Source organism: Herbaspirillum sp. GW822-FHT03A08, from assembly GCF_058801885.1.
The window spans coordinates 91354-111055 of sequence record NZ_JBXANR010000003.1; the positions used below are offsets into that span (position 1 = coordinate 91354).

Annotated in this window: 18 protein-coding genes and 1 riboswitch; of the genes, 9 read left to right on the forward strand and 9 right to left on the reverse strand. The window is 58.0% G+C overall.

The window, feature by feature from the left end; all coding sequences use genetic code 11:
• Positions 1 to 38 precede the first annotated feature (38 nt).
• The 5 genes from AC1RN6_RS09550 (at position 39) to AC1RN6_RS09570 (ending at position 4316) form a co-directional block, all read left to right on the forward strand.
• Complete coding sequence (locus AC1RN6_RS09550) at positions 39 to 1052, forward strand: dihydroxyacetone kinase subunit DhaK (RefSeq protein ID WP_493004897.1); 1014 nt, start codon at positions 39 to 41, stop codon at positions 1050 to 1052.
• Complete coding sequence (dhaL, locus tag AC1RN6_RS09555; RefSeq protein WP_493004899.1) at positions 1049 to 1705, forward strand: dihydroxyacetone kinase subunit DhaL; 657 nt, start codon at positions 1049 to 1051, stop codon at positions 1703 to 1705. Before AC1RN6_RS09550 ends, dhaL begins: the two co-directional genes overlap by 4 nt.
• A 12-nt stretch (positions 1706 to 1717) precedes the next feature.
• Positions 1718 to 2812: an alcohol dehydrogenase catalytic domain-containing protein gene (locus AC1RN6_RS09560; RefSeq protein ID WP_493004901.1), complete on the forward strand. Its 1095-nt coding sequence runs from the start codon at positions 1718 to 1720 to the stop codon at positions 2810 to 2812.
• Positions 2813 to 2942: 130 nt separating this feature from the next.
• Positions 2943 to 3101, forward strand: a riboswitch (FMN riboswitch).
• A gap of 84 nt (positions 3102 to 3185) precedes the next feature.
• Positions 3186 to 3701: a 6,7-dimethyl-8-ribityllumazine synthase gene (locus AC1RN6_RS09565; RefSeq protein ID WP_493004903.1), complete on the forward strand. Its 516-nt coding sequence runs from the start codon at positions 3186 to 3188 to the stop codon at positions 3699 to 3701.
• A 291-nt stretch (positions 3702 to 3992) separates the two neighbouring features.
• Positions 3993 to 4316, forward strand: coding sequence for a hypothetical protein (locus AC1RN6_RS09570; protein ID WP_493004905.1), 324 nt, complete (start codon positions 3993 to 3995; stop codon positions 4314 to 4316).
• A gap of 178 nt (positions 4317 to 4494) precedes the next feature.
• On the opposite strand, the gene AC1RN6_RS09575 is transcribed toward AC1RN6_RS09570, so the two are convergent.
• Positions 4495 to 5106, reverse strand: coding sequence for a DUF2242 domain-containing protein (locus AC1RN6_RS09575; RefSeq protein ID WP_493004907.1), 612 nt, complete (start codon positions 5104 to 5106; stop codon positions 4495 to 4497).
• A 264-nt stretch (positions 5107 to 5370) separates the two neighbouring features.
• Here AC1RN6_RS09575 and AC1RN6_RS09580 point away from each other — a divergent pair, with 264 nt between their 5' ends.
• The 3 genes from AC1RN6_RS09580 (at position 5371) to AC1RN6_RS09590 (ending at position 8098) form a co-directional block, all read left to right on the forward strand.
• Positions 5371 to 6411 (forward strand): NAD(P)H-dependent flavin oxidoreductase, encoded by a 1041-nt coding sequence (locus tag AC1RN6_RS09580; protein WP_493004909.1) that lies wholly within the window; start codon positions 5371 to 5373, stop codon positions 6409 to 6411.
• A 297-nt stretch (positions 6412 to 6708) separates the two neighbouring features.
• Entirely contained in the window at positions 6709 to 6930 is a 222-nt protein-coding gene (locus tag AC1RN6_RS09585; RefSeq protein ID WP_050476718.1) for a hypothetical protein, read from the forward strand.
• A gap of 766 nt (positions 6931 to 7696) precedes the next feature.
• Positions 7697 to 8098, forward strand: coding sequence for a response regulator (locus tag AC1RN6_RS09590; RefSeq protein WP_493004910.1), 402 nt, complete (start codon positions 7697 to 7699; stop codon positions 8096 to 8098).
• Between the two features lie 79 nt (positions 8099 to 8177).
• Here the strand turns inward: AC1RN6_RS09590 and AC1RN6_RS09595 are convergent, their stop codons facing one another.
• Positions 8178 to 8366 (reverse strand): hypothetical protein, encoded by a 189-nt coding sequence (locus tag AC1RN6_RS09595; RefSeq protein WP_493004912.1) that lies wholly within the window; start codon positions 8364 to 8366, stop codon positions 8178 to 8180.
• 677 nt (positions 8367 to 9043) lie between these two features.
• Here AC1RN6_RS09595 and AC1RN6_RS09600 point away from each other — a divergent pair.
• Positions 9044 to 10354 carry an NAD(P)/FAD-dependent oxidoreductase gene (locus tag AC1RN6_RS09600; RefSeq protein ID WP_493004914.1) on the forward strand — a complete coding sequence of 437 codons (1311 nt, stop codon included), beginning with the start codon at positions 9044 to 9046 and terminating at the stop codon, positions 10352 to 10354.
• A 127-nt stretch (positions 10355 to 10481) separates the two neighbouring features.
• Here the strand turns inward: AC1RN6_RS09600 and AC1RN6_RS09605 are convergent, their stop codons facing one another.
• The 7 genes from AC1RN6_RS09605 to xylF all read right to left on the reverse strand — a co-directional run bounded on the left by AC1RN6_RS09605 (position 10482) and on the right by xylF (position 19138).
• Entirely contained in the window at positions 10482 to 12263 is a 1782-nt protein-coding gene (locus tag AC1RN6_RS09605; protein WP_493004915.1) for an IlvD/Edd family dehydratase, read from the reverse strand.
• Positions 12260 to 13144: an SMP-30/gluconolactonase/LRE family protein gene (locus AC1RN6_RS09610; protein ID WP_493004917.1), complete on the reverse strand. Its 885-nt coding sequence runs from the start codon at positions 13142 to 13144 to the stop codon at positions 12260 to 12262. Before AC1RN6_RS09610 ends, AC1RN6_RS09605 begins: the two co-directional genes overlap by 4 nt.
• Positions 13141 to 13908: a D-xylose 1-dehydrogenase gene (xylB, locus tag AC1RN6_RS09615; RefSeq protein ID WP_493005877.1), complete on the reverse strand. Its 768-nt coding sequence runs from the start codon at positions 13906 to 13908 to the stop codon at positions 13141 to 13143. Before xylB ends, AC1RN6_RS09610 begins: the two co-directional genes overlap by 4 nt.
• A 47-nt stretch (positions 13909 to 13955) precedes the next feature.
• Positions 13956 to 15167 carry a fumarylacetoacetate hydrolase family protein gene (locus AC1RN6_RS09620; protein WP_493004918.1) on the reverse strand — a complete coding sequence of 404 codons (1212 nt, stop codon included), beginning with the start codon at positions 15165 to 15167 and terminating at the stop codon, positions 13956 to 13958.
• Positions 15168 to 15211: 44 nt separating this feature from the next.
• Positions 15212 to 16369, reverse strand: a complete 1158-nt coding sequence (locus AC1RN6_RS09625; RefSeq protein WP_493004919.1) for a sugar ABC transporter permease — start codon at positions 16367 to 16369, stop codon at positions 15212 to 15214.
• Positions 16370 to 16395: 26 nt separating this feature from the next.
• On the reverse strand, positions 16396 to 17991 hold the full coding sequence (gene xylG / locus AC1RN6_RS09630; RefSeq protein WP_493004921.1) for a D-xylose ABC transporter ATP-binding protein: 1596 nt from the start codon (positions 17989 to 17991) through the stop codon (positions 16396 to 16398).
• A gap of 166 nt (positions 17992 to 18157) precedes the next feature.
• Positions 18158 to 19138 carry a D-xylose ABC transporter substrate-binding protein gene (gene xylF / locus AC1RN6_RS09635; protein WP_493005878.1) on the reverse strand — a complete coding sequence of 327 codons (981 nt, stop codon included), beginning with the start codon at positions 19136 to 19138 and terminating at the stop codon, positions 18158 to 18160.
• Positions 19139 to 19702: the final 564 nt, after the last annotated feature.

The following is a 19702-nucleotide window of genomic DNA, read 5'->3' on the forward strand; positions in this document are numbered from 1 at the left end:
TCGCGGTTTCGCCATGACGGTATGCATAAGGAATCGCAATGAATCGAGTGATCAATCATCCTGACATGGTGGTCGAGGACATGTTGCGCGGCATTGTCGCCGCTCATCCCAACTTGTCGATCTGGCCGCAAAATCCGCGTGTGGTGCGTCATGCGGGTGCCTCCGTCAAAGGGCGCGTCGCCATTGTCACCGGTGGTGGTTCCGGCCACGAGCCGGCTTTCATCGGCTACGTCGGCCGGAATATGGTGGACGCGGTGGCGATCGGTGAAGTCTTTTCTTCTCCCACGGCGAAATCATTCTTCGATGCGTTTCAGGCCGCTGACGGCGGTGCCGGCGTCGCCTGTTTGTATGGCAACTACGCCGGCGACAACATGAACGTAAAAATGGCGATGAAAATGGCCGAGCGCGCCGATATCAACGTCCGTACGGTTGTCGCTAACGACGATGCTGCCTCGGCGCGCGCCGATGAAATCAGCAAACGGCGCGGCGTTGCCGGCGAGATTCTGATGTGGAAAGTGGGAGGCGCCAAGGCAGCGCTGGGAGGAAATCTGGATCAGGTCATCGCAGCGGCGCAAAAGGCCATCGACAATACGCGCTCGATCGGCATCGGTCTGTCGGCTTGTACCATTCCCGCCGTTGGCAAAGCCAATTTCGTTATCAAGCATGGCGAGATGGAGGTCGGCATCGGCCATCATGGTGAGCCGGGCGTCCTGGTGCAAAGCGTGGTGCCGGCGAAGCAAATGGCCCGGCTGATGCTCGACACACTCTTGCCTGACCTGCCGTTCAGCCGTGGTGACAAGGTCGCAGTATTGATTTCCGGTTTGGGCGCAACGCCCTTGATGGAACAATACATTCTCTATGCGGACGTTGCTGAATATTTGCAAGAGGCCGGCATCGAAGTACGCCACTCGCTGGTCGGCAATTTGTTTACCTCGCTGGAAATGATGGGTGTCACGCTGACGCTGATGCGGCTGGACGATGAACTCGACCAGTGCATGGCCCATCCTTGTGAATCGATGGGGCTGACAGTGACAGTGGGAGCGCAAGCATGAACGACCGCTTTGACATGACGCAGGCGGATTGGGTGGTCAAGGACTTGATCGCCGCGATCAATCAGAACCGTGAATATCTGAGCGAGATCGACGGCGCAATTGGCGACGGCGACCACGGCATCAACATGAGCAAGGGGTTCACGCAATGCGGCGAACGTTTGCTCAAACAGCCGGGCCATTCGCTGGCAAGCGCTTTCGAGGAGTTATACCTGGTCTTGATGGAGGGTATCGGCGGCTCCATGGGGCCTTTGTATGGCAGTTTCTTCATGACGTTCGGCGAAGTGCTGGCGACGCAAAAAATTCTCGACAAGGAACTCTTTCTCGACGCATTGTCGGCTGCGATCGATGCCGTGCAAGCGATCGGCGAAGCCAAAGTCGGCGACAAAACGCTGATCGATACTCTGGTTCCTGCGCGCGATGCCTATCGCCAGGCCTTGTTGCAAGGACGCTCGTTTTCGCAATGCCTGACGGCGATGACGGCGGCGGCAGAAGCCGGCATGCAATCCACCAAGGCGTTGCAGGCGCGCATCGGTCGCGCCAGCCGTCTGGGTGAGCGTTCGATCGGTGTGCTCGATGCCGGTTCCTGCTCTTGCTTCCTTGTCTTGCAGAGCATTGCGCAATCCTTGCAAACCAAGCTGAACGCAAAACTATAAAAGGAAAATACGATGAACTTCCATGATCAAGACATGTTGGCAGTGGTGTGCCATGCCCCCCAAGACTATCGGCTGGAACGCGTCAAACGTCCAGCGGCCGGGGTCAACGAAGTGATTATCAAAATTGCTTCTTGCGGTATTTGCGCCGGGGACTGCAAGTGCTATGCCGGTGCTGCGCGCTTTTGGGGGGACAAGGAAAAAAACAAACCGTCCTACGTCAAGCCGCCGGTGATCCCGGGTCATGAGTTCTGGGGCCATGTGGTGGAGCTTGGACCTGGCGCTGAGGAGTATCACGGCGTCAAACTGGGCGACCGCGTGATCGCCGAGCAAATTGTGCCATGTCAGAAATGTCGCTATTGCAAAACAGGTTACCGGTGGATGTGTGAAGTACATGACGTCTATGGCTTCCAACGCCAGGTTGCAGAGGGCGGCATGGCCGATTACATGCGCTTGTCTGCACGCGCTGTGATCCACAAGATACCTGCACATATCGCGTTTGAAGACGCCGCGATCACGGAGCCTTTGTCTTGCGCCATTCATGCCGTCAATCGCGGCGATATCCAGCTTGACGATGTCGTGGTGATCGCTGGCGCCGGCACGCTCGGTCTGTTGATGGTGCAAGTGGCACGTCTGAAGACACCGAAAAAATTGGTGGTAATCGATATGGTTGATGAGCGCCTGGAGCTTGCCAAAATTTTTGGCGCCGATGTAGTGATCAACCCGGGGCGCGAAGACGCGGAAAAAGTAGTACGCAGTCTGACCGGCAACTATGGCTGCGATGTCTACATTGAGACTACCGGTGCGCCGATAGGGGTAACGCAAGGACTGGACATGATTCGCAAGCTCGGACGTTTTGTGGAGTTCAGCGTATTCGGCCGTGACACTACGGTCGACTGGTCCATCATCGGCGAAGAAAAGGAGTTGGATCTTCGCGGCGCCCATTTGAGCGCCGACTGCTATCCAATTGCGATTGACTTGCTGGCGCGAGGCCTTGTTACCTCAAAGGGCATCGTGACGCATCGCTTTACCTTGTCAGAGTGGGACAAGGCCGTCAAAGTGGCCGATTCGATGGCCTCAATCAAGGTCTTGTTGCGACCAGAGGGCTAACGCTCTGGTGACGGCGCGCAAGCTTTGGAAAGAATGTCTTGAAATTATTGTGTGCTCTGCAGCATTTTCGCAATCGTGATAAATTTCCGTGTGGCGACAAACTTCGTAGTAATGCGGAGCTTTTCGTCCACGATGTTCTCGGGGCGGGGTGAAAATCCCCACCGGCGGTAATGTTGCAATCTATGTGCGACGAGCCCGCGAGCGCTTGATGGATGCCAGTCCGTCAAGGTCAGCAGACCTGGTGAGATCCCAGGGCCGACGGTCATAGTCCGGATGAAAGAGAACGGAAACTTGCCGCGCGCATGCACACTTGCATGCGCCTGCTCGTTCCCATGCGCCCTGTTTTTTGTCACCAAACAGGAGTCCTGAACAAATGCAACACGCAGCAAACAATACCAATACCTCGTCTGCCAAGAATCGCATCGCCTTTATCCAGGCTTGCTGGCACAAGGAAATCGTCGATCAATGCCGTATTTCCTTCACGGCTGAAATCGCCAAGCTCGGTTTTCCGGAATCCAGCATCGATTTCTTCGAAGTCCCCGGCGCATTTGAAATTCCACTGCACGCCAAGCTGTTGGCCAAGACCGGCAAGTACGCCGGCATCGTTGCTTCCGGCCTGGTGGTTGACGGTGGTATCTATCGCCACGATTTTGTCGCCACGGCGGTGATCAATTCGCTGATGAACGTTCAGCTGGAAACCGAAGTGCCGGTGTTCTCGGCCGTGCTGACGCCGCATCATTTCCACTCGCATAGCGAGCATCAGCAGTTCTTCCACGAGCATTTCGTGGTCAAGGGCCAGGAAGCCGCGCGTGCTTGCGCCGACACCGTCGGCAAGATCGCGCGTCTTGATGCTGCGCAGAACGTGGCACCGGTGCTGAACGCGGCCTGATTGGTTTTTTTGGAATAGCCGGGTGACCGGCTAATTGGCAGAGACGGACATTGCGGAAGCGGTGTCCGTTTTTTTACGTCTGGCGGTTAGTGCGGAGAAGCAGATGTGAAGTCCGGTCAGGAATTTGTAGCATCTTGTTACAAGGCTTACCGGGTACTGACTGGTTATCGGACTCGAATTGGATTTAAATAGAGTCAATAGTTTAACGAGTGCAGTTGCCGCGCAGCCGGATCAGCGCGGTTACTCAACTCACCACGAATACGCATCTTCAGATGCACCCAAGGAGCCATCGTGAAAAAATCTCTTCTCTCCGTGACAGTCGTATCGGTTGGCGTGCTCGCCGCAAGTCTGTTTGCGGCTCCGGCGATGGCCGCGCATGTCGGTGTCGGAATCAATATCGGCGTGCCGGTGTATGCACCGCCACCACCTGTTTATTACGCACCGGCTCCGGTCTACGCGCCACCACCACCGGTGTATGTGCGTCCAGCCCCGGTCTATGTCGCCCCTGCGCCGATCTATGTTGAGCGCGGCGGCTACTACCATCGCGGCTACGGCCCGGGCTACTACCGCCACGGCTATCGCCATCACGGTCCCGGCTACTACCACCATCGCTGATCGATCGCGCGGCAAGTGATTCGTTGCAAACGGGTCTGAAGTTACCCACACTTACCCACAAAAACTGTGGGTAAGTTTGTGAGCAAGTCGTGTGGAAAATGCTAAGTGTTTGATTTTGTTGAACTTAGTTATCTCGCCTCAAAATCAGGCAGCAGGTGACAACATTCTGAAAGGAGTCCTATTTGGACTCCTTTTTTTCCGGTTGCGCGACTGGTCCATCGAGTTGCGTCTTTGCGGCTTTGGCCGCGTCGTCTTCTCCTGGATCCAGATAGCGCTCCACGGCGCCAAAGAAGCGATCATAGAAGTGGCCGGAGCGAATGGTTTCGCTTGCAACGCGTACCAGCGAATCATCGCTGGAGCCGAAGGGCATCGATACCGAGCCCAGCACGCCGACGCCAAGGCTGGCGGAATTGTTGGTTTTCTTCAGCGCATAGCGATCCTGCGTTGCGCTCACAAACAAAGAAGCGTTGTGATCCGCCTTGCCGTTGGGGGCACATACGATGTGGAAAGCGATTTCCACATGCTGATCGGCCTCGGGCTGGAAGCTCTTGGTGCCGTCAACGATATTGGCCTGCGCCTTGCTGATGATGTAACCCTGACCCAGCAAGGCGCGGCGCGCGGCTTCGCAGACGGCATTGTCGCTGGCGCCGAAGCTGCGCGAATAGGTGTCGGTTTCGCTGAAGTCTTCCTGATGATAGAACGACGGTTTCGACGTCGAGCAGCCTGCCAGGCCGGCGATACCGGTGATCAGCAAAGCGGAAACGGATAACGAAGGAAGCAAGCGGCGCATGCCAGGAATCTCCAGATGGTAGGTCAATGCTGCAATTGTAAATTATCGGCAAGGTCACAAGTCGAAGCAGAACGTAAGGATCGGTAACAAGTTAAGTGCCCGGCAACATCATTTCCGACTCCCCGATATACTTGTCATTCGAATAGTTATTGCAAGTGGTGGCGTAAAAGTTTTCCTTCGACGCAGTAAACGTACTTCATCGATCTAAAACGTTCGCCATTCCTCTTCCTCTGTACGCAATACTACGAATAGACCGGAGAAGCCATGGAATCGTTGCAGAAGCTGCTGGGCATTGATTTACCGATCATTCAGGCGCCGATGGCCGGCGTGCAGGGGCATGCATTGGTCACTGCGGTCTCCAACGCCGGCGGACTTGGCTCCTTGCCGTGCGCCATGCTCACCCCCGACGCCTTGCGCAAAGAGCTGACGTTGATTCAGGCCGGCACCGGCAAGCCGTATAACGTCAACTTTTTTGCTCATATTCCACCTGAACCTGACGCCGCGCGCGAAGCAACATGGCGTGCGGCGCTGGCGCCTTACTATCGCGAGTTCGGCATTGATGCCGATGCCATTCCAACCGGCCCTGGCCGCGCACCCTTCACGGAAGAAGCCGCTGAACTGCTAAGCGAATTCAAACCGGCGGTGGTCAGCTTCCATTTCGGCCTGCCTAACGCGGCACTGCTGGCGCGCGTACGCAGCTGGGGAGCGAAAGTCTTGTCCACTGCCACCACTGTCGCCGAAGCGCGCTGGCTGGAAGAGCAGGGCGTTGACGCCATCATTGCGCAAGGATTGGAAGCCGGCGGGCATCGCGGCTTCTTCCTGTCGCATGATATTTCCACCCAACTCGGCACCTTCGCCTTGCTGCCGCAGATCGTGCGCGCAGTGAAAGTCCCGGTAATCGCCACCGGCGGCATCGTCGATGCCAAGGGCGTGGCCGCCGCCAAACTGCTGGGCGCAGCGGGTGTGCAAATCGGCACTGCTTACATGCTCACGCCGGAGGCAACCACCAGCGCCATTCATCGCGCCGTGTTGAAGAGCGATGCAGTGGAACACACCGCGCTGACCAATTTGTTTACCGGCGGGCCGGCGCGCGGGGTAGTCAACCGTCTTATGCGCGAACTGGGCTCGCTGAGTCCGTCCGCACCGGCTTTTCCGCTGGCGACTTCCGCCATCGCGCCATTGCGCAGCAAAGCGGAAAGCCAGGGCAGCGGCGACTTTTCGCCGTTATGGTCGGGGCAGAATGCGCGCAGTTGCAAAGAGATTCCCGCCGCCGAGTTGACGCATGAATTGATGGCCGCCTGGTAAAACGGGGGCGCTGGGCCGTACTCCTTGTTCGACGTTCAAGACTCGCTGAATAAATTGATAAAGATCAGGTTCATGCAAAAAATTCTGCTTAGTCTTTAAAACTATTCAATTCAGTTTGGAAATAACGTGTAATGTTTATTGCGCGATATCAATATACTGTACCGAATGCGAGTCACAAGCTTGAAAGAATTGATGCATAGTATGTCTTCGGGTTCGCATGTTATATTTCCATGTGGAAATTAATGACGTGCTCCGATGCCAGTCAGATTCAAACAACCGACGAGCTAAAAGATAGCGATGGACAAAATAAAGAAAGCGGAGCTGGAGCGGATCCGCAGGGAGTTGATCAATGCACATAATCGTGCGGCCTGGCACATGGCGGCAACGATTATCAAGGCATCTCTGGTCAAAGGAGGGATGGACGAACCTCCGACGGCGAGAGAGTTGGCTGATCTGAACGCCACGATCACCAATTTGCGCAGCGTTGCTGAAGACGCCATTGAGCTGTTGAAGAAGTAGTTCTACTTCAGACCCTGTCCCGAGAACATCAGTACTTTGTCGCCGGCGTATTGCACGCTGACGGAGCTGTCTTTGTCGCGCCATGTACAGCTCGACATGCCCAGCGCTCCAGAACAGTCAGCGGGTTTGCCCAACAGTTTTTCCACGTCTTCCTTGTGCATTCCTGCTGATAACTTGGAATAGTTTTCCTGGGTAATCCTGGTGCACGCCACTAGCAGTAAGCAAAAAGACAGCAAGACGGAAAATCGCAACGACATGTGAAACTCCTGAAGGGAAAAGGGCGCAGGTGCCGACGACAACTTTAGAAGAATGCTTGTCTTGCCGGTTCCTCGCCAAAAAACGATTCTTGAGCGGGCCAGATGCATGTGTTCCCAGGCCGCTGCTTGATCAACAGACTTTTTCCGATGTCAGTGGCGCGAGCGTGTCACTGAACGAAGACGTGTAAAAAGTATAGGCATGAAGTTTGCACTAGTTTAGGAAGCCGAAGGTGCTGATTCAGGCATATGGTGCTTTTCTCCGCAAAAATACTTTAGCGGTTTCGCTGTATGGATCTGGAACGCCTCGTTGATTAGCAATGTCTTTAGAAAGTGGCCAGATATTCGCTATTTTTTTTGATGATCATCGGTATTTTTTATTAAAAACGATATCTATATTGTTGGTTTGCGGCAAAATATTGAAATAATTCGAAGTGCCTTAAAATACGAAGAATAGAAAAAATTAGATATTCGCCCTCACTTTTAACTCGCAAGATACCCAATTACCCAAAATGGCAGATGATCAATATTTCCTGGTAGTCGATGACTTCTCCACAATGAGGCGCATCGTTACCGGTTTGCTCAAGGAGCTTGAGTTCACCAAGATGGCTGAAGCTGAAGACGGCTCGGCAGCGTTGAAAGTGCTGGAGGCCGGTGCGGCGCCGATCACTTTTGTCCTGACCGATTGGAACATGCCGGTGATGGACGGCCTGGCTTTACTCAAAAAAATTCGCGCGACGCCATCGCTGGCGCATCTGCCCGTGCTGATGATTACTGCGGAAGCAAAGAAAGAGAATATCGTTGAAGCGGCGCAAGCCGGCGCCGACGGTTATATCGTCAAGCCGTTCAATGCTGCAACGCTGAAAGAAAAGATCGAGAAGATTCTGGCGCGGCGCGCCAACATGGCAAACTGATCGTTATAGGAACGCGCTGGGAGAAAGGCGCGTTTTTTTCGCAGAGATTGCTGGAAAGCCGGGTCCGGCTTAGCCGGATTCAGTTTGGAATCGAGAAGTAGGCGCGGATATCGCCAGGCGTCCATGATTTGACAACGACGCCATCAAGCAGCACGCGATATTCACTGTGCCGTGCGCCATCCGCAGCTTCGACCGTGCGGCTCTGAAGCAAATACTCAACATTGTTGATGATGGTCGGTAGTTCAACGCAATCGTGACCGTCAGACATTCTGTAACTCTCCCTTGAATAGCAAAATCGTAGCACGAAGCAAGTGTCGGGCGCAGGTCAACTTGTGTAAAACGGGTGAAATATTTTCGTTTCATTGCCGTGCTGCCAAGGACTTCAACAACAAATGTGCAATCTGGCAACTGAACCTGCACATTTCATTGTCATTGAGATCATCCGCGGCATCGCCGGCACCTTTCGCTTGTCTCCATCATCATGCCGACGGTACGTAAAAATCAGAAGCGCAAAGTTTTCATCTGTGCAGATGTTCCTGCGGGTACATGGTCTGCACGTACTTGCCGTTTGCTTTCTCATGGGTTTCTTTGCAAAACTTTTCGACGTTTTACGTCGCGCTGACGAACCTTTTCCACACTTCTTTTTATACTCGCTTCCATACACGGAACGTCGCGTCTCTCGGCGCGATGAGGTCGTGTCGATCAGATGCGAGGAAGAGCATGATGACCTTCGATTGGCTCTTGCATGTGTTGGCGGTCTTAGCCATGGGAGTGCTACCGGCAGTCCTGTGGGTGGTGGCAAATCAGGATTTGAGTAGATAGGTGCTCGCGAGCGGCGCTGACGCTTGACAGGGATCCTGCTTGCCGCCGGGTATCGCTGTAAGATATGTGCCTGCATTCAACATGCCGACACCTTCCGGCTGCTCAGAAAACCAATCAAATCTCATGTCCCTCACCCCGTCATCTTCGTCTGCTCATCCCTCGTCCCCATCTTCAGCACCGCGCCGCGTCGTCGTCATCGGCGCCGGTGCGATCGGAGCAATGAGCGCACTGCATGCGCTCGATCAGGGGCTGCAAGTCACCATCGTGGATCCGGGCACGCCCGGCGGCGAACATGCTTCCAGCTATGGCAATGCCGGATGGCTGTCCTCCCATTCGATCCTGCCGCCGTCCGAACCCGGCGTGTGGAAGAAGGTGCCGGGCTTTCTGCTCGATCCGCTGGGGCCGTTGTCGATCCGCTGGCGCTATCTGCCGCGCACCTTGCCATGGCTGTTGCGTTATCTGATTGCCGGTTCGACCGAAGCGCGTATCACCGAGACCGCCAAAGCCTTGCGCACACTGCTGGCCGGCGCCGCGCCTCTGCATCGGCAGATTGCAGAGAAGGCTGGCGTCGGAACCTTGATTGAGCTCACCGGCCTGCTGCACGTCTATCGTTCACGCCGGTATTTTGAAAGCGACGCCCGAGGCTGGCGCATTCGCCGTGAGTTGGGTATCGGATGGGAAGAGCTGGAGGCCGAAGAATTGCGCCGCCGTGAGCCCGATCTGGACCCCAGCTACGGATTCGGCGTCTTCATCAACGAAGCCGGCCATTGCCGCAATCCCGGCGCGTATATCGCCGCGCTGGTGCAGCACGCCTGCGATCGCGGTGCAGGTCTGCGCGCCGTCAAGGCGACAGGATTCCGTTTTGCCGGCGATCGTCTGGCAGCCGTACAAACCGAAGAGGGCGAGATCGTCTGCGACGCTGCCGTGATCGCCGCCGGTGCACAAGCAAAAATGCTGGCCGCACAAGCCGGCGACAACGTACCGCTGGAAACCGAACGCGGCTATCACGCCATGGTGGAACAGCCCGAAGGCCGTCCACGCACACCGATGATGATCATGGACCGCAAAGTCATCGCCACGCAGACCGAACTGGGATTGCGTGTGGCAGGCCAGGTTGAGATCGCTTCCTTCGACGCTGAACCCGACTGGCGCCGTGCAGAAATCATGCGCGACCTCGCGCTGCAATTGTTCCCTGCGTTGCCGCGCGATCTGCCGGCGAACCGCGTGCGTTACTGGCTGGGACGCCGGCCCAGCATGCCGGATGGTTTGCCATGCATCGGACCATCGACGCGCAGTGCGGATGTGATCCACGCATTCGGTCACGGCCATATCGGACTGGGGACCTCGGCGAGAACCGGGCGTCTGGTTGCGCAACTGCTGACTGATCAGAAACCGGAAATCGATCTGGCGCCGTTCAGCGCGCAGCGATTTTAGATTGATGCGGGAATTGATGCGGGGGAACTGATACGGATCCGGCACGCGCCGGACTGGGAAGTGAAGTGACCGGCTCGGCATGCCGGCGCCCGAAGACGTTCATCGGGGCGCCGACAGCAGCCGCTTCTTAGTGGTTATGACGTGGCAAGACCTTCGCCACGCCCTGATACTTGACCGCCAGTTCCATGCAGGCGCCGGTTTCCAACTGGCCGACGGTGCTGCGATAAATTTCCTGCCACGGCGTCTGGCTTGGCGGTACGGCAGGGATGCCTTCCGCCTTACGTTTGGCGAGTTCTTCATCGCTGATCAACATGTCGCAACGTCCGGCGTTGAGATCGATGCGGACCTTGTCGCCATCGCGCAGGTAGGCCAGACCGCCGCCGACCGCGCTTTCCGGCGACGCGTTGAGGATGGACGGACTATCCGAGGTGCCGGACTGGCGACCATCGCCCAGCGTCGGCAGCGTGGTGATGCCACGGCGCAGCAGCGCATCTGGCGGTTGCATGTTGACCACCTCAGCCGATCCTGGCCAGCCGACCGGACCAGCACCGCGAATCACCAGGATGGTATTTTCATCGATGCCCAGTGCGGGGTCGTTGATGCGCGCATGATAATCGTCTGAACCGTCAAACACCGCCGCCTTGCATTCGAAGATGCCTTCGCTGCCCGGCGTGTTCAGGTAGCGTTCGCGGAAGGTATCCGAGATGACGCTGGTTTTCATGATCGCGAAGTCGAACAGATTGCCCTTCAATACCAGGAAGCCGGCGCGTTCGCGCAGCGGTGCTTCAAAGCGGAACACCACTTCACGGTCGTGGCTTTCGCGGCCTTCCAGGTTTTGCACCATGGTCTTGCCGGTAGCGGTAAGGCGGTCGGAGCGCAGCTTGCCGGCCTGTTGCAGTTCCCACATGACGGCAGGCACGCCGCCTGCGCGGTGGAAGCGCTCGCCCAGATATTTACCTGCCGGCTGCATGTTGAGCAGCAGCGGCACGTCGTAGCCGTACTCCATCCAGTCGTCGGAATTCAGCTCCACACCCGCGTGGCGCGCCATAGCCATGATGTGCGGCTGGGCGTTGGTCGAACCGCCGATCGCAGCGTTGACCACGATCGCATCGAGGAAGGCCTCGCGCGTCAGGATCGCCGATGGGCGCAGATCTTCGTGCGCCATGCCGACGATGCGACGGCCGGTTTCATATGCCATCTGACCGCGTTCGCGATAAGGCGCAGGAATCGCGGAGCAGCCGGTCAGCGACATGCCCAGCGCTTCGGCCATGGCGTTCATGGTGGAAGCGGTGCCCATGGTGTTGCAGTGGCCGGAAGAGGGGGCCGACGCTGCGGCGATTTCCAGGAATTTTTCATTATCGATGACGCCTGCCGACAACTGGCGGCGGCCCTTCCAGATCGCTGCGCCCGAACCGACCAGTTCGCCGTCCATCCAGCCGTCGAGCATTGGTCCGCCCGACAGCACGATAGCAGGGATATCCACGGTGGACGCCGCCATGATCTGCGCCGGCGTAGTCTTGTCGCAGCCGGTCGTCAGGACTACTGCATCAATCGGATAGCCGTGCAGAATTTCCACCAGGCCGAGGTAAGACAGATTACGGTCGATCGCTGCCGTCGGGCGGCGGCAGTTTTCAAAGATCGGGTGCAGTGGAAATTCCATCGGAATGCCGCCCGCATCGCGTATACCGTCGCGCACGCGGCGCGCCAGTTCCAGATGGATGCGGTTGCATGGGCTGATGTCGCTGCCGCTCTGCGCGATGCCGATGATCGGGCGGCCGGAACGCAACTCCTCGGCGGTGATGCCGTAGTTCATGAAGCGCTCGAGGTACAGCGCGGTCATGTCAATATGGTCGGGATTGTCAAACCAGTCCTGAGAGCGGAACCGGCGGGGTGTCTGTTGATTCTTCACTTCTTTACCTCTGTTGATAGGTGATGTTGAGCCAGGCCCGGCGTGTCGGCGATGAAGGAAAACAGTCCGCCTGCGAGCGGTTGCCTTGCCCGCTCTTCAGACGACAGTCCTTTCCATGCCGTTGTGACATGGACCGTCCGCAAATCGTTTCCGCCGAAGACCAGTTTGGTCACATTGGCGCAAGGGACGGGGATGACTCCCGCCAGCTCGCCTGATGGCGAGAAGCGTTCTATGCGCCACCCGCCGAACAAGGCGACCCACAGAAAACCTTCGGCATCGACAGCCATGCCATCGGGATAACCGGTGCCTTCGATATGCACGAACGGACGCTTGCGTGACAGTGTTCCTGCAGCGTCGACATCGAAAGCATATACCGTTCGCTGCAATGTGTCCGTGTGATAGAGCGTTTTTCCGTCCGGACTCATGGCCGGGCCGTTGGTGATGACGTAGCCGCGATCCTGCGCCTGCATTCCGCGTGAGCGCTCCCATCGATACAGCACGCCGCTCGGACGGCTCTCGTCATTGTCCATCGTGCCGAACCAGAGCCGCCCCTGGCCGTCGACGAAACCATCATTGATGCGGTTGCCAGGCAAGTGCTGTTCAACCGGGTGGATCAGTGAGAAGTCATTGATGTCCCGGTTAAACCGGTAGAGACCGCCTTGCAGTCCGCAGATAAAACCGCCGTCGTCGCAAGGCACGATGAATCCCGGCGCATGCGGTGTCGTCCAGCTTTGACGCTGAGTGCCATCGGCGGCACAGCGATGGATCGCCTTACCCTTGATGTCGACGAAGTAGACCGCCCGGTCCGAGGCATGCCAGATCGGGCCCTCGCCCAGTTCGGCGCCGACAGGCCATACGCAGACGGGCACCGAGGCAGTCATGCGCCGTACCAGCCGGCGTCGACGAAGTAGTCGCGGCCGGAACACCTGGCTGCGCTGTCGGAGGCCAGGAATAGCGCCAACGCGGCGACGTCATGCGGCTCCACGCGCTCGTACAGACATTGCGCGGCGAGGATCTTGGCTTCTTCTTCCGGGCTGTGCCACAGACGCATCTGGCGCGGCGTACGTACTGCGCCGGGGATGATGCAGTTGACCCGGATGCCGTGCGGGCCGAGGTCGCGCGCCAGACCGCGCGTGAGACCTTCGATTGCCGCCTTGGCCGTCATGTACAGCGTCAGGCTGGGTAACGCCAGATGCCAGGAAATCGAACCGAAGTTGAGAATAACGCCCCGGCCTTGTTCACGCATGCCTGGCGTCACCGCCTGCGCGCAGAAGAACTGATGGCGCAGGTTGACTGCCATGCGCTCATCCCAATATGCCGGGGTGACGTCGGCGATCTTGTGGCGATCATCGTTGGCGGCATTGTTGATCAGAATATCGACGGTGCCCGCCATTTTTTCGATGCCGATGAAGGTTGCCGCTAGCGCATCCAGATCGAGCAAGTCGCAGTGCAGGAAGGTCGGCGGCAGCGCAGAATGCTTCAGCGATGTTTCCAATGCACGCGATTCTTCCAGCGCGATATCGAGGAAGAACACCTGCGCCCCTTGTCCGGCAAAGGCCTCCACCAGCGCCGCACCGATGCCGGTGCCGCCGCCGGTGATGACGACGCGTTTGCCGGCCAGACTACGATAAATGGCATGCTCCATCGAAGCCGGCAGTGTTGATGCAGCCGGCGCGGTTTGAACTGATACGGTCATGCTGAAGCACTCCTGGAAGATGGCGAAGTTCCTGCCAGGCCACGCCCGGCAAGATGTTGATAGAGGGCGCGGATGCCGAAGGTCCACGGCGCAATGGCATCACAGCGCTGGACACGGTTGACCAGCGCACCCAGCGCCGGGCTGGCGATGGTGACGCGGTCACCCAGATGATGAGTAAAGCCGGAACCGGTCGCGTCGCGGTCCTTGATCGGCGAGAACATGGTGCCGAGAAACAGCAGGAAACCGTCCGGATACTGATGATGCGCACCGCAGGTTTGCGCCACCAGATCGAGCGGGTCGCGGCTGATCTCGCGCATGAAGCTGGCGCCGTTCAGGCGGAATCCGTCATCCTCGCCTTCGATCAGCAAGGTGACTTCCGCCTGACGCACGGTATCGATGGTGAAGCGCTCATCGAACAGGCGGATGAAAGGGCCGATGGCGCATGAACCGTTGTTGTCCTTGGCCTTGCCCAGCAGCAGGGCGCTGCGGCCCTCGATGTCGCGCAGATTGACGTCGTTGCCCAGCGTGGCGCCGACGGCTTCTCCGCGGCTGTTCACGGCCAATACGATTTCCGGCTCGGGATTGTTCCATTGCGATTCGGGATGCAGGCCGACATCGGCGCCCAGTCCGACCGCCGACATGGCCTGCGATTTGGAAAACACCTCTGCATCGGCGCCGATGCCGACTTCCATGTATTGCGACCAGGCGTCGCGCTTGAGCAGTTCCTGTTTCAGCTTCATCGCGGCTTCCGAGCCCGGTCGGATCGCCGACAGGTCGGAGCCGATGCTCGCTTGCAGCTCCTTGCGCAGCGACTCGGCGCGGCTGGCGTCGCCTGCGGCTTTTTCTTCGATGACGCGTTCCAGCATGCTGACCGCAAAGGTCACGCCGCAGGCTTTGATCGGCTGCACATCGCAGGGTGCCAGCAGTTGTGGCAACCGCTTGTCTGAAAATGGATCAAGCGCATCGCGGACCAGATCCGCCACGCTGCCCAGCGACTCGCCTGGTGCGTGGCGCGCCAGCGCCAAGAGGTCCTCGGCATCCAGCAAATCCGCCGAGGTCGGTGCGGTGGCGGTGATGTCGAACACCTCGCCACGGCGAACCACGACCACGCAGGGACCATTGATTTTGCTGTTTCGCCAGACGCGTCCGACCAGCAAGGCATCGGACAGATCTGCGGGTAAAACCGCTTGTGCCTGAATTGATTGCATCCTGGATTGCATATCACTTTCCTCCGTGAATAGTCGTATTGATCTCAGCGTCCGGAACGGGTGCTCACATCCACCCATACCGCCAGCATCAGGATGCTGCCCTTGACGATCATCTGCCAGTAGGTGCCGACGTCGAGCATTGACATGCCGTTGTCCAGACTCGCCATCACCAGCGCACCGATCAGCGCGCCGTAGATGGTTCCCGATCCGCCTCGCATGGAGGTGCCGCCGATGAAGCAGGCTGCGATGGCGTCCAGCTCCCCCATGCTGCCCGACGAGGGCGAACCCGCCGCCAGACGCGCCGTGTTGACCAGGCCGGCGAGCGCGCACATCACACCCATGATGCCGAACACCCACAGCTTCACCGACTGCACGTTGACGCCCGACAGCCGCGTCGCTTCCATATTGCTGCCGACCGAATAGATGCGGCGGCCGAATACCGTCTGCGTCGTGATGTAGCTGAACAAACCGAGCAAAGCCAGCAGCAGCAAGACCGGCACCGGAATGCCGTCATAGCTGTTGAGCGTGCGTACAAAGGCCAGCAGCACGCCGCCGATGATCAACACCTTCACTGCGTCGCGCCACAGGGCATGCACAGGCAGTGAGTGACGGATGCGATTGGCGCGCTGACGCCAGGTCAAGGCCAGTGCGAGGACGAACAGCACGATCACCAGCGCCACGCCCAGTTGTTGCGGCAGATAGCCTTGTCCCAGATAGACCAGTTCGCTGGACACCGGCGCAATAGTCAGGCCGCCCGTCACCCCCAGCAGCACGCCGCGAAACGCCAGCATGCCGCCAAGACCGACGATGAAAGAGGGGATGCGCATATAGGCCGTCAGGTAGCCGTTGAACAAGCCCAGCGCGAGGCCGCACAGCAAGACCAGCGCCAAATTGATCGGCAGCGGCAGGTGATAGGTGACATCCATGATCGCAGCGATGCCACCGAGCAGACCCAGCAGGGAGCCCACCGACAAGTCGATTTCACCCGCGATGATCACGAGCACCATGCCGCAGGCGAGGATGCCGGTTACCGACATCTGGCGCAGCAGATTGGAGAGGTTGCGCGGCGTCACGAATCCGCCTTCGGTCTTCCAACTGAAGAAGGCCCAGATGATGGCGATGGCGATGAGCAGCGCCATGATTTTGTAGCGGCTGAAAAGCTGCTTGATGTTGGTCGAGCTAATCGAATTAAGCGAGTTCATGCTGATTGATTCCAGGTTGTTTTTATCTATGCCGTCGGGCCGGATGCAACGGAAGCGGCAGTGGCAGCTGCAGCCGCAGCCGTGGTACGGAGTGACTGATGAGATTGATTGATGGCGGCCGCCAGCACCATCTCCTGCGTCAGGTTTTGATTCACGAAATCGCCGCGCAGCTTGCCTTCGCCAATGACCAGCACGCGGTCTGACACGCCCAGCACTTCCGCCAGTTCGGACGACACCATGATCACGGCCACGCCCTGGCGCGCCAGCTCAGAGATGAGCCGGTAAATCTCCGCCTTGGCGCCGACGTCTACGCCGCGCGTCGGCTCGTCGAGGATCAGCACCTTGGGCTGCGCCAGCAGCATCTTGGCCAGCACGGCCTTCTGCTGGTTGCCGCCCGACAGCCCGGTGATCGGCAGAAAAGGGCTGGATGTCTTGAGCTGCATGCGCACGATTTCGTCTTGCACGGCCTTCAGTTCAGATTCGGCATCAATGCGGGTGTGATGGGAAAAATTTTTCAGCACCGTCAGCGTGATGTTTTGCCCGACGCTCAGATCCGGCACGATGCCGTGATGCTTGCGGTCTTCCGGAACCATGCACAGGCCCATGCGGATCGATTTGAGCGGCGTGCCGGTATCGACTTTGGCGCCGTTCATGAGGACTTCTCCTTCATGGCGGCCCGGGTAAGCGCCGAATACCGCCGATACCAGCTCGGTGCGTCCGGCGCCGACCAGTCCTGCGATGCCGAGGATCTCGCCGCGGCGCACAGAGAACGACACGTCATCCACGCGCTTGCGTTTAGGATTGTCGACATCGAAGCAGGTGACATGGCGTGCTTCAAAAATCACTTCGCCGATCTCGTGGTCGCGCGTCGGATACATGGCCGTGATTTCGCGGCCCACCATCTGGGTGATGATCTGGTCCACGTCGAGCGCCTGCATTGGCGTGGTGGCGATGTGCTTGCCGTCGCGGATCACGGAAATGGTGTCGCAGACTTCCGCCACTTCATCGAGTTTGTGCGAGATGTAGACGCAGGCCACACCCTTGGCCTTGAGGTCTTTGATGATCTTGAGCAGGACCGCGATTTCCGACGAGGTCAGCGACGAGGAGGGCTCATCGAGAATCAGCAGACGCGCCTTCTTGTTGAGCGCCTTGGCGATTTCCACCAGTTGCTGATGGCCGCCGCCGTATTGCATGACCGGCAAGGCGACGTTGATATCGGGCATGTTCAGCTCGCGCATGAGTTCTTCCGCGCGGCGATACATCGCCGGGTAGTTCATGCGGCCGCCGGGCAAGGTCAGCTCGTGGCCCATGAAAATATTTTCCGCCACCGACAGTTCCGGCACCAGCATCAGTTCCTGGTGGATGATGACGATACCGGCCGCTTCGGTATCGCGCACGGATTGTGCCATCAGCGGCTTGCCGTCCCACAGGATCTCGCCGTCCCATGTGCCGTGCGGATAGACCCCGGACAGGATCTTCATCAGCGTCGATTTGCCGGCGCCGTTCTCGCCGCACAGGCCTACGCATTCGCCGGCCTTGATCTTGATATCAATGCCGTCGAGGGCGCGGACGCCGCCAAATGTCTTGACGATGCCCTTCATTTCTAACAAATACTCAGACATGCCTGCTCTCGTGGAGTAAAAGAACCGCGAAAAAACCGCGGAGCAATCTGCATTGCAGACGCACCGCGTTTTCACGCACAACCATCGCAATCGTCACCGTCACCGTCGCAATCAAACGGCAACGCCGGACAGGCGCATTGCCTGCCCGGATCGCTTCTTCTTGTTGTTATTTGCCGCCGATTTGCGCTTGTGTGTAGAAGCCGTCGTCCACCAGCACATTGACGTTGGCCTTGGTCAGTGGAATCGGCTTGAGCAGCACGGTATCGACCTTCTTGAAACCGTTGTCGTATTGCGAGTTGTAGGCAGGCTTCTCGCTGCGCGCCAGATGTACCGACAGATTGGCGGCTTCGGTGGCGATCAGCTTGAGGGGTTTGTAGACGGTCATGGTCTGGGTGCCGGCCACCACGCGCTTGACGGCTGCCAGGTCGGCGTCTTGTCCGGAGACCGGCACCTTGCCGGCCAGCTTTTGTGCAGCCAGCGCCTGGATCGCGCCGCCGGCGGTGCCGTCGTTGGAGGCGACGATGGCATCGATCTTGTTGTTATTGGCGGTCAGCGCGTTTTCAACGATGGACAAGGCTTCGGTCGGATTCCAGTCCTTCACCCATTGCTGGCCGACGATCTTGATGTCGCCCTTGTCGATGTAAGGCTTGAGCACCTTCAACTGGCCTTCGCGCAGCATCTTGGCGTTGTTGTCGGTCGGCGAGCCGCCCAGCAAATAGAAGTTGCCCTTGGGCTGCGCCTTGACCACGCCTTCGGCCTGCATCTCGCCGACCTTCTCGTTGTCGAAGGAGATATAGGCGTCGACATCCGCATTCAGGATCAGGCGGTCATACGACAGCACCTTGATGCCGGCCTTCTTGGCTTCCTTGATGGTATTGGTCAGCACGGTCGCATTGAACGGCACGATCACAATCACGTCCACGCCGCGCGAGATCAGGTTTTCGATCTGCGAAATCTGGCGCGCTTCGCTGGCGTCGGCGGACTGGACGAATACTTTGGCGCCCAGTTTTTCAGCAGCAGCGGTAAAGAAGTCGCGATCGCGCGCCCAGCGTTCGACGCGCAGGTCGTCAATCGAAAAACCGATCTTCGGATTCTTGGCATCCGCCATGGCGCTTGTGCTGACCAGCGAAATCGTGGTCACCGCCATCAATGCCAATACACTTTTCTTGAGGATTGCGTTCATTGCCTTGTCTCCAGTTTCATTATGATTTTTAAGGGAAATGCTCCCGTGCATGGTCGGCATCCGTCTCGCGTTCCACTTTTTTACCGACGGCTTTTCATGGTTTGATTTGTGGTTCGCCGCCGTGCCGGGAGGATGGCGCGATCCGCTGTTCCACCCCGCAAATTCAGGTGGGAAGGCGTTCCGCTCATCTGCTCTTACATCATCATTTCCTTGCAGAAGATCCCTGCCGGGTTTGATGTGGGGCCATACTAGCAATCAGCGACAGGCGTCTACAATTACGAAATTCACCAACCGGGATAGCGATTCTTTCTATTGCAGTTGCACAAAGGGGTATTTGGCCTGACGCCGCGCTGACGCCTCGGTACAATCAAAAAAATCGCATAAAGTGGAATAAGACATCCGCACAAGACGGATGAAATCGCATACCGGAAGGTACGGAATGCGCAGAAACATGAAGGAACAAGAAACAAGAAGAGATGGCACTTTGCCATCATCAATAGCTCCGATGCTCGGAGGAGACTGCCGGCA

Excerpts from the sequence above, each read along its gene's own strand:
- AC1RN6_RS09550 (WP_493004897.1), top strand. The coding sequence starts at position 39 with ATGAATCGAGTGATCAATCATCCTGACATGGTGGTCGAGGACATGTTG.
- dhaL (WP_493004899.1), top strand. The coding sequence starts at position 1,049 with ATGAACGACCGCTTTGACATGACGCAGGCGGATTGGGTGGTCAAGGAC.
- AC1RN6_RS09560 (WP_493004901.1), top strand. The coding sequence starts at position 1,718 with ATGAACTTCCATGATCAAGACATGTTGGCAGTGGTGTGCCATGCCCCC.
- AC1RN6_RS09565 (WP_493004903.1), top strand. The coding sequence starts at position 3,186 with ATGCAACACGCAGCAAACAATACCAATACCTCGTCTGCCAAGAATCGC.
- AC1RN6_RS09575 (WP_493004907.1), bottom strand. The coding sequence starts at position 5,106 with ATGCGCCGCTTGCTTCCTTCGTTATCCGTTTCCGCTTTGCTGATCACC.
- AC1RN6_RS09580 (WP_493004909.1), top strand. The coding sequence starts at position 5,371 with ATGGAATCGTTGCAGAAGCTGCTGGGCATTGATTTACCGATCATTCAG.
- AC1RN6_RS09585 (WP_050476718.1), top strand. The coding sequence starts at position 6,709 with ATGGACAAAATAAAGAAAGCGGAGCTGGAGCGGATCCGCAGGGAGTTG.
- AC1RN6_RS09590 (WP_493004910.1), top strand. The coding sequence starts at position 7,697 with ATGGCAGATGATCAATATTTCCTGGTAGTCGATGACTTCTCCACAATG.
- AC1RN6_RS09595 (WP_493004912.1), bottom strand. The coding sequence starts at position 8,366 with ATGTCTGACGGTCACGATTGCGTTGAACTACCGACCATCATCAACAAT.
- AC1RN6_RS09600 (WP_493004914.1), top strand. The coding sequence starts at position 9,044 with ATGTCCCTCACCCCGTCATCTTCGTCTGCTCATCCCTCGTCCCCATCT.
- AC1RN6_RS09610 (WP_493004917.1), bottom strand. The coding sequence starts at position 13,144 with ATGACTGCCTCGGTGCCCGTCTGCGTATGGCCTGTCGGCGCCGAACTG.
- xylB (WP_493005877.1), bottom strand. The coding sequence starts at position 13,908 with ATGGAGCATGCCATTTATCGTAGTCTGGCCGGCAAACGCGTCGTCATC.
- AC1RN6_RS09620 (WP_493004918.1), bottom strand. The coding sequence starts at position 15,167 with ATGCAATCAATTCAGGCACAAGCGGTTTTACCCGCAGATCTGTCCGAT.
- AC1RN6_RS09625 (WP_493004919.1), bottom strand. The coding sequence starts at position 16,369 with ATGAACTCGCTTAATTCGATTAGCTCGACCAACATCAAGCAGCTTTTC.
- xylG (WP_493004921.1), bottom strand. The coding sequence starts at position 17,991 with ATGTCTGAGTATTTGTTAGAAATGAAGGGCATCGTCAAGACATTTGGC.
- xylF (WP_493005878.1), bottom strand. The coding sequence starts at position 19,138 with ATGGCGGTGACCACGATTTCGCTGGTCAGCACAAGCGCCATGGCGGAT.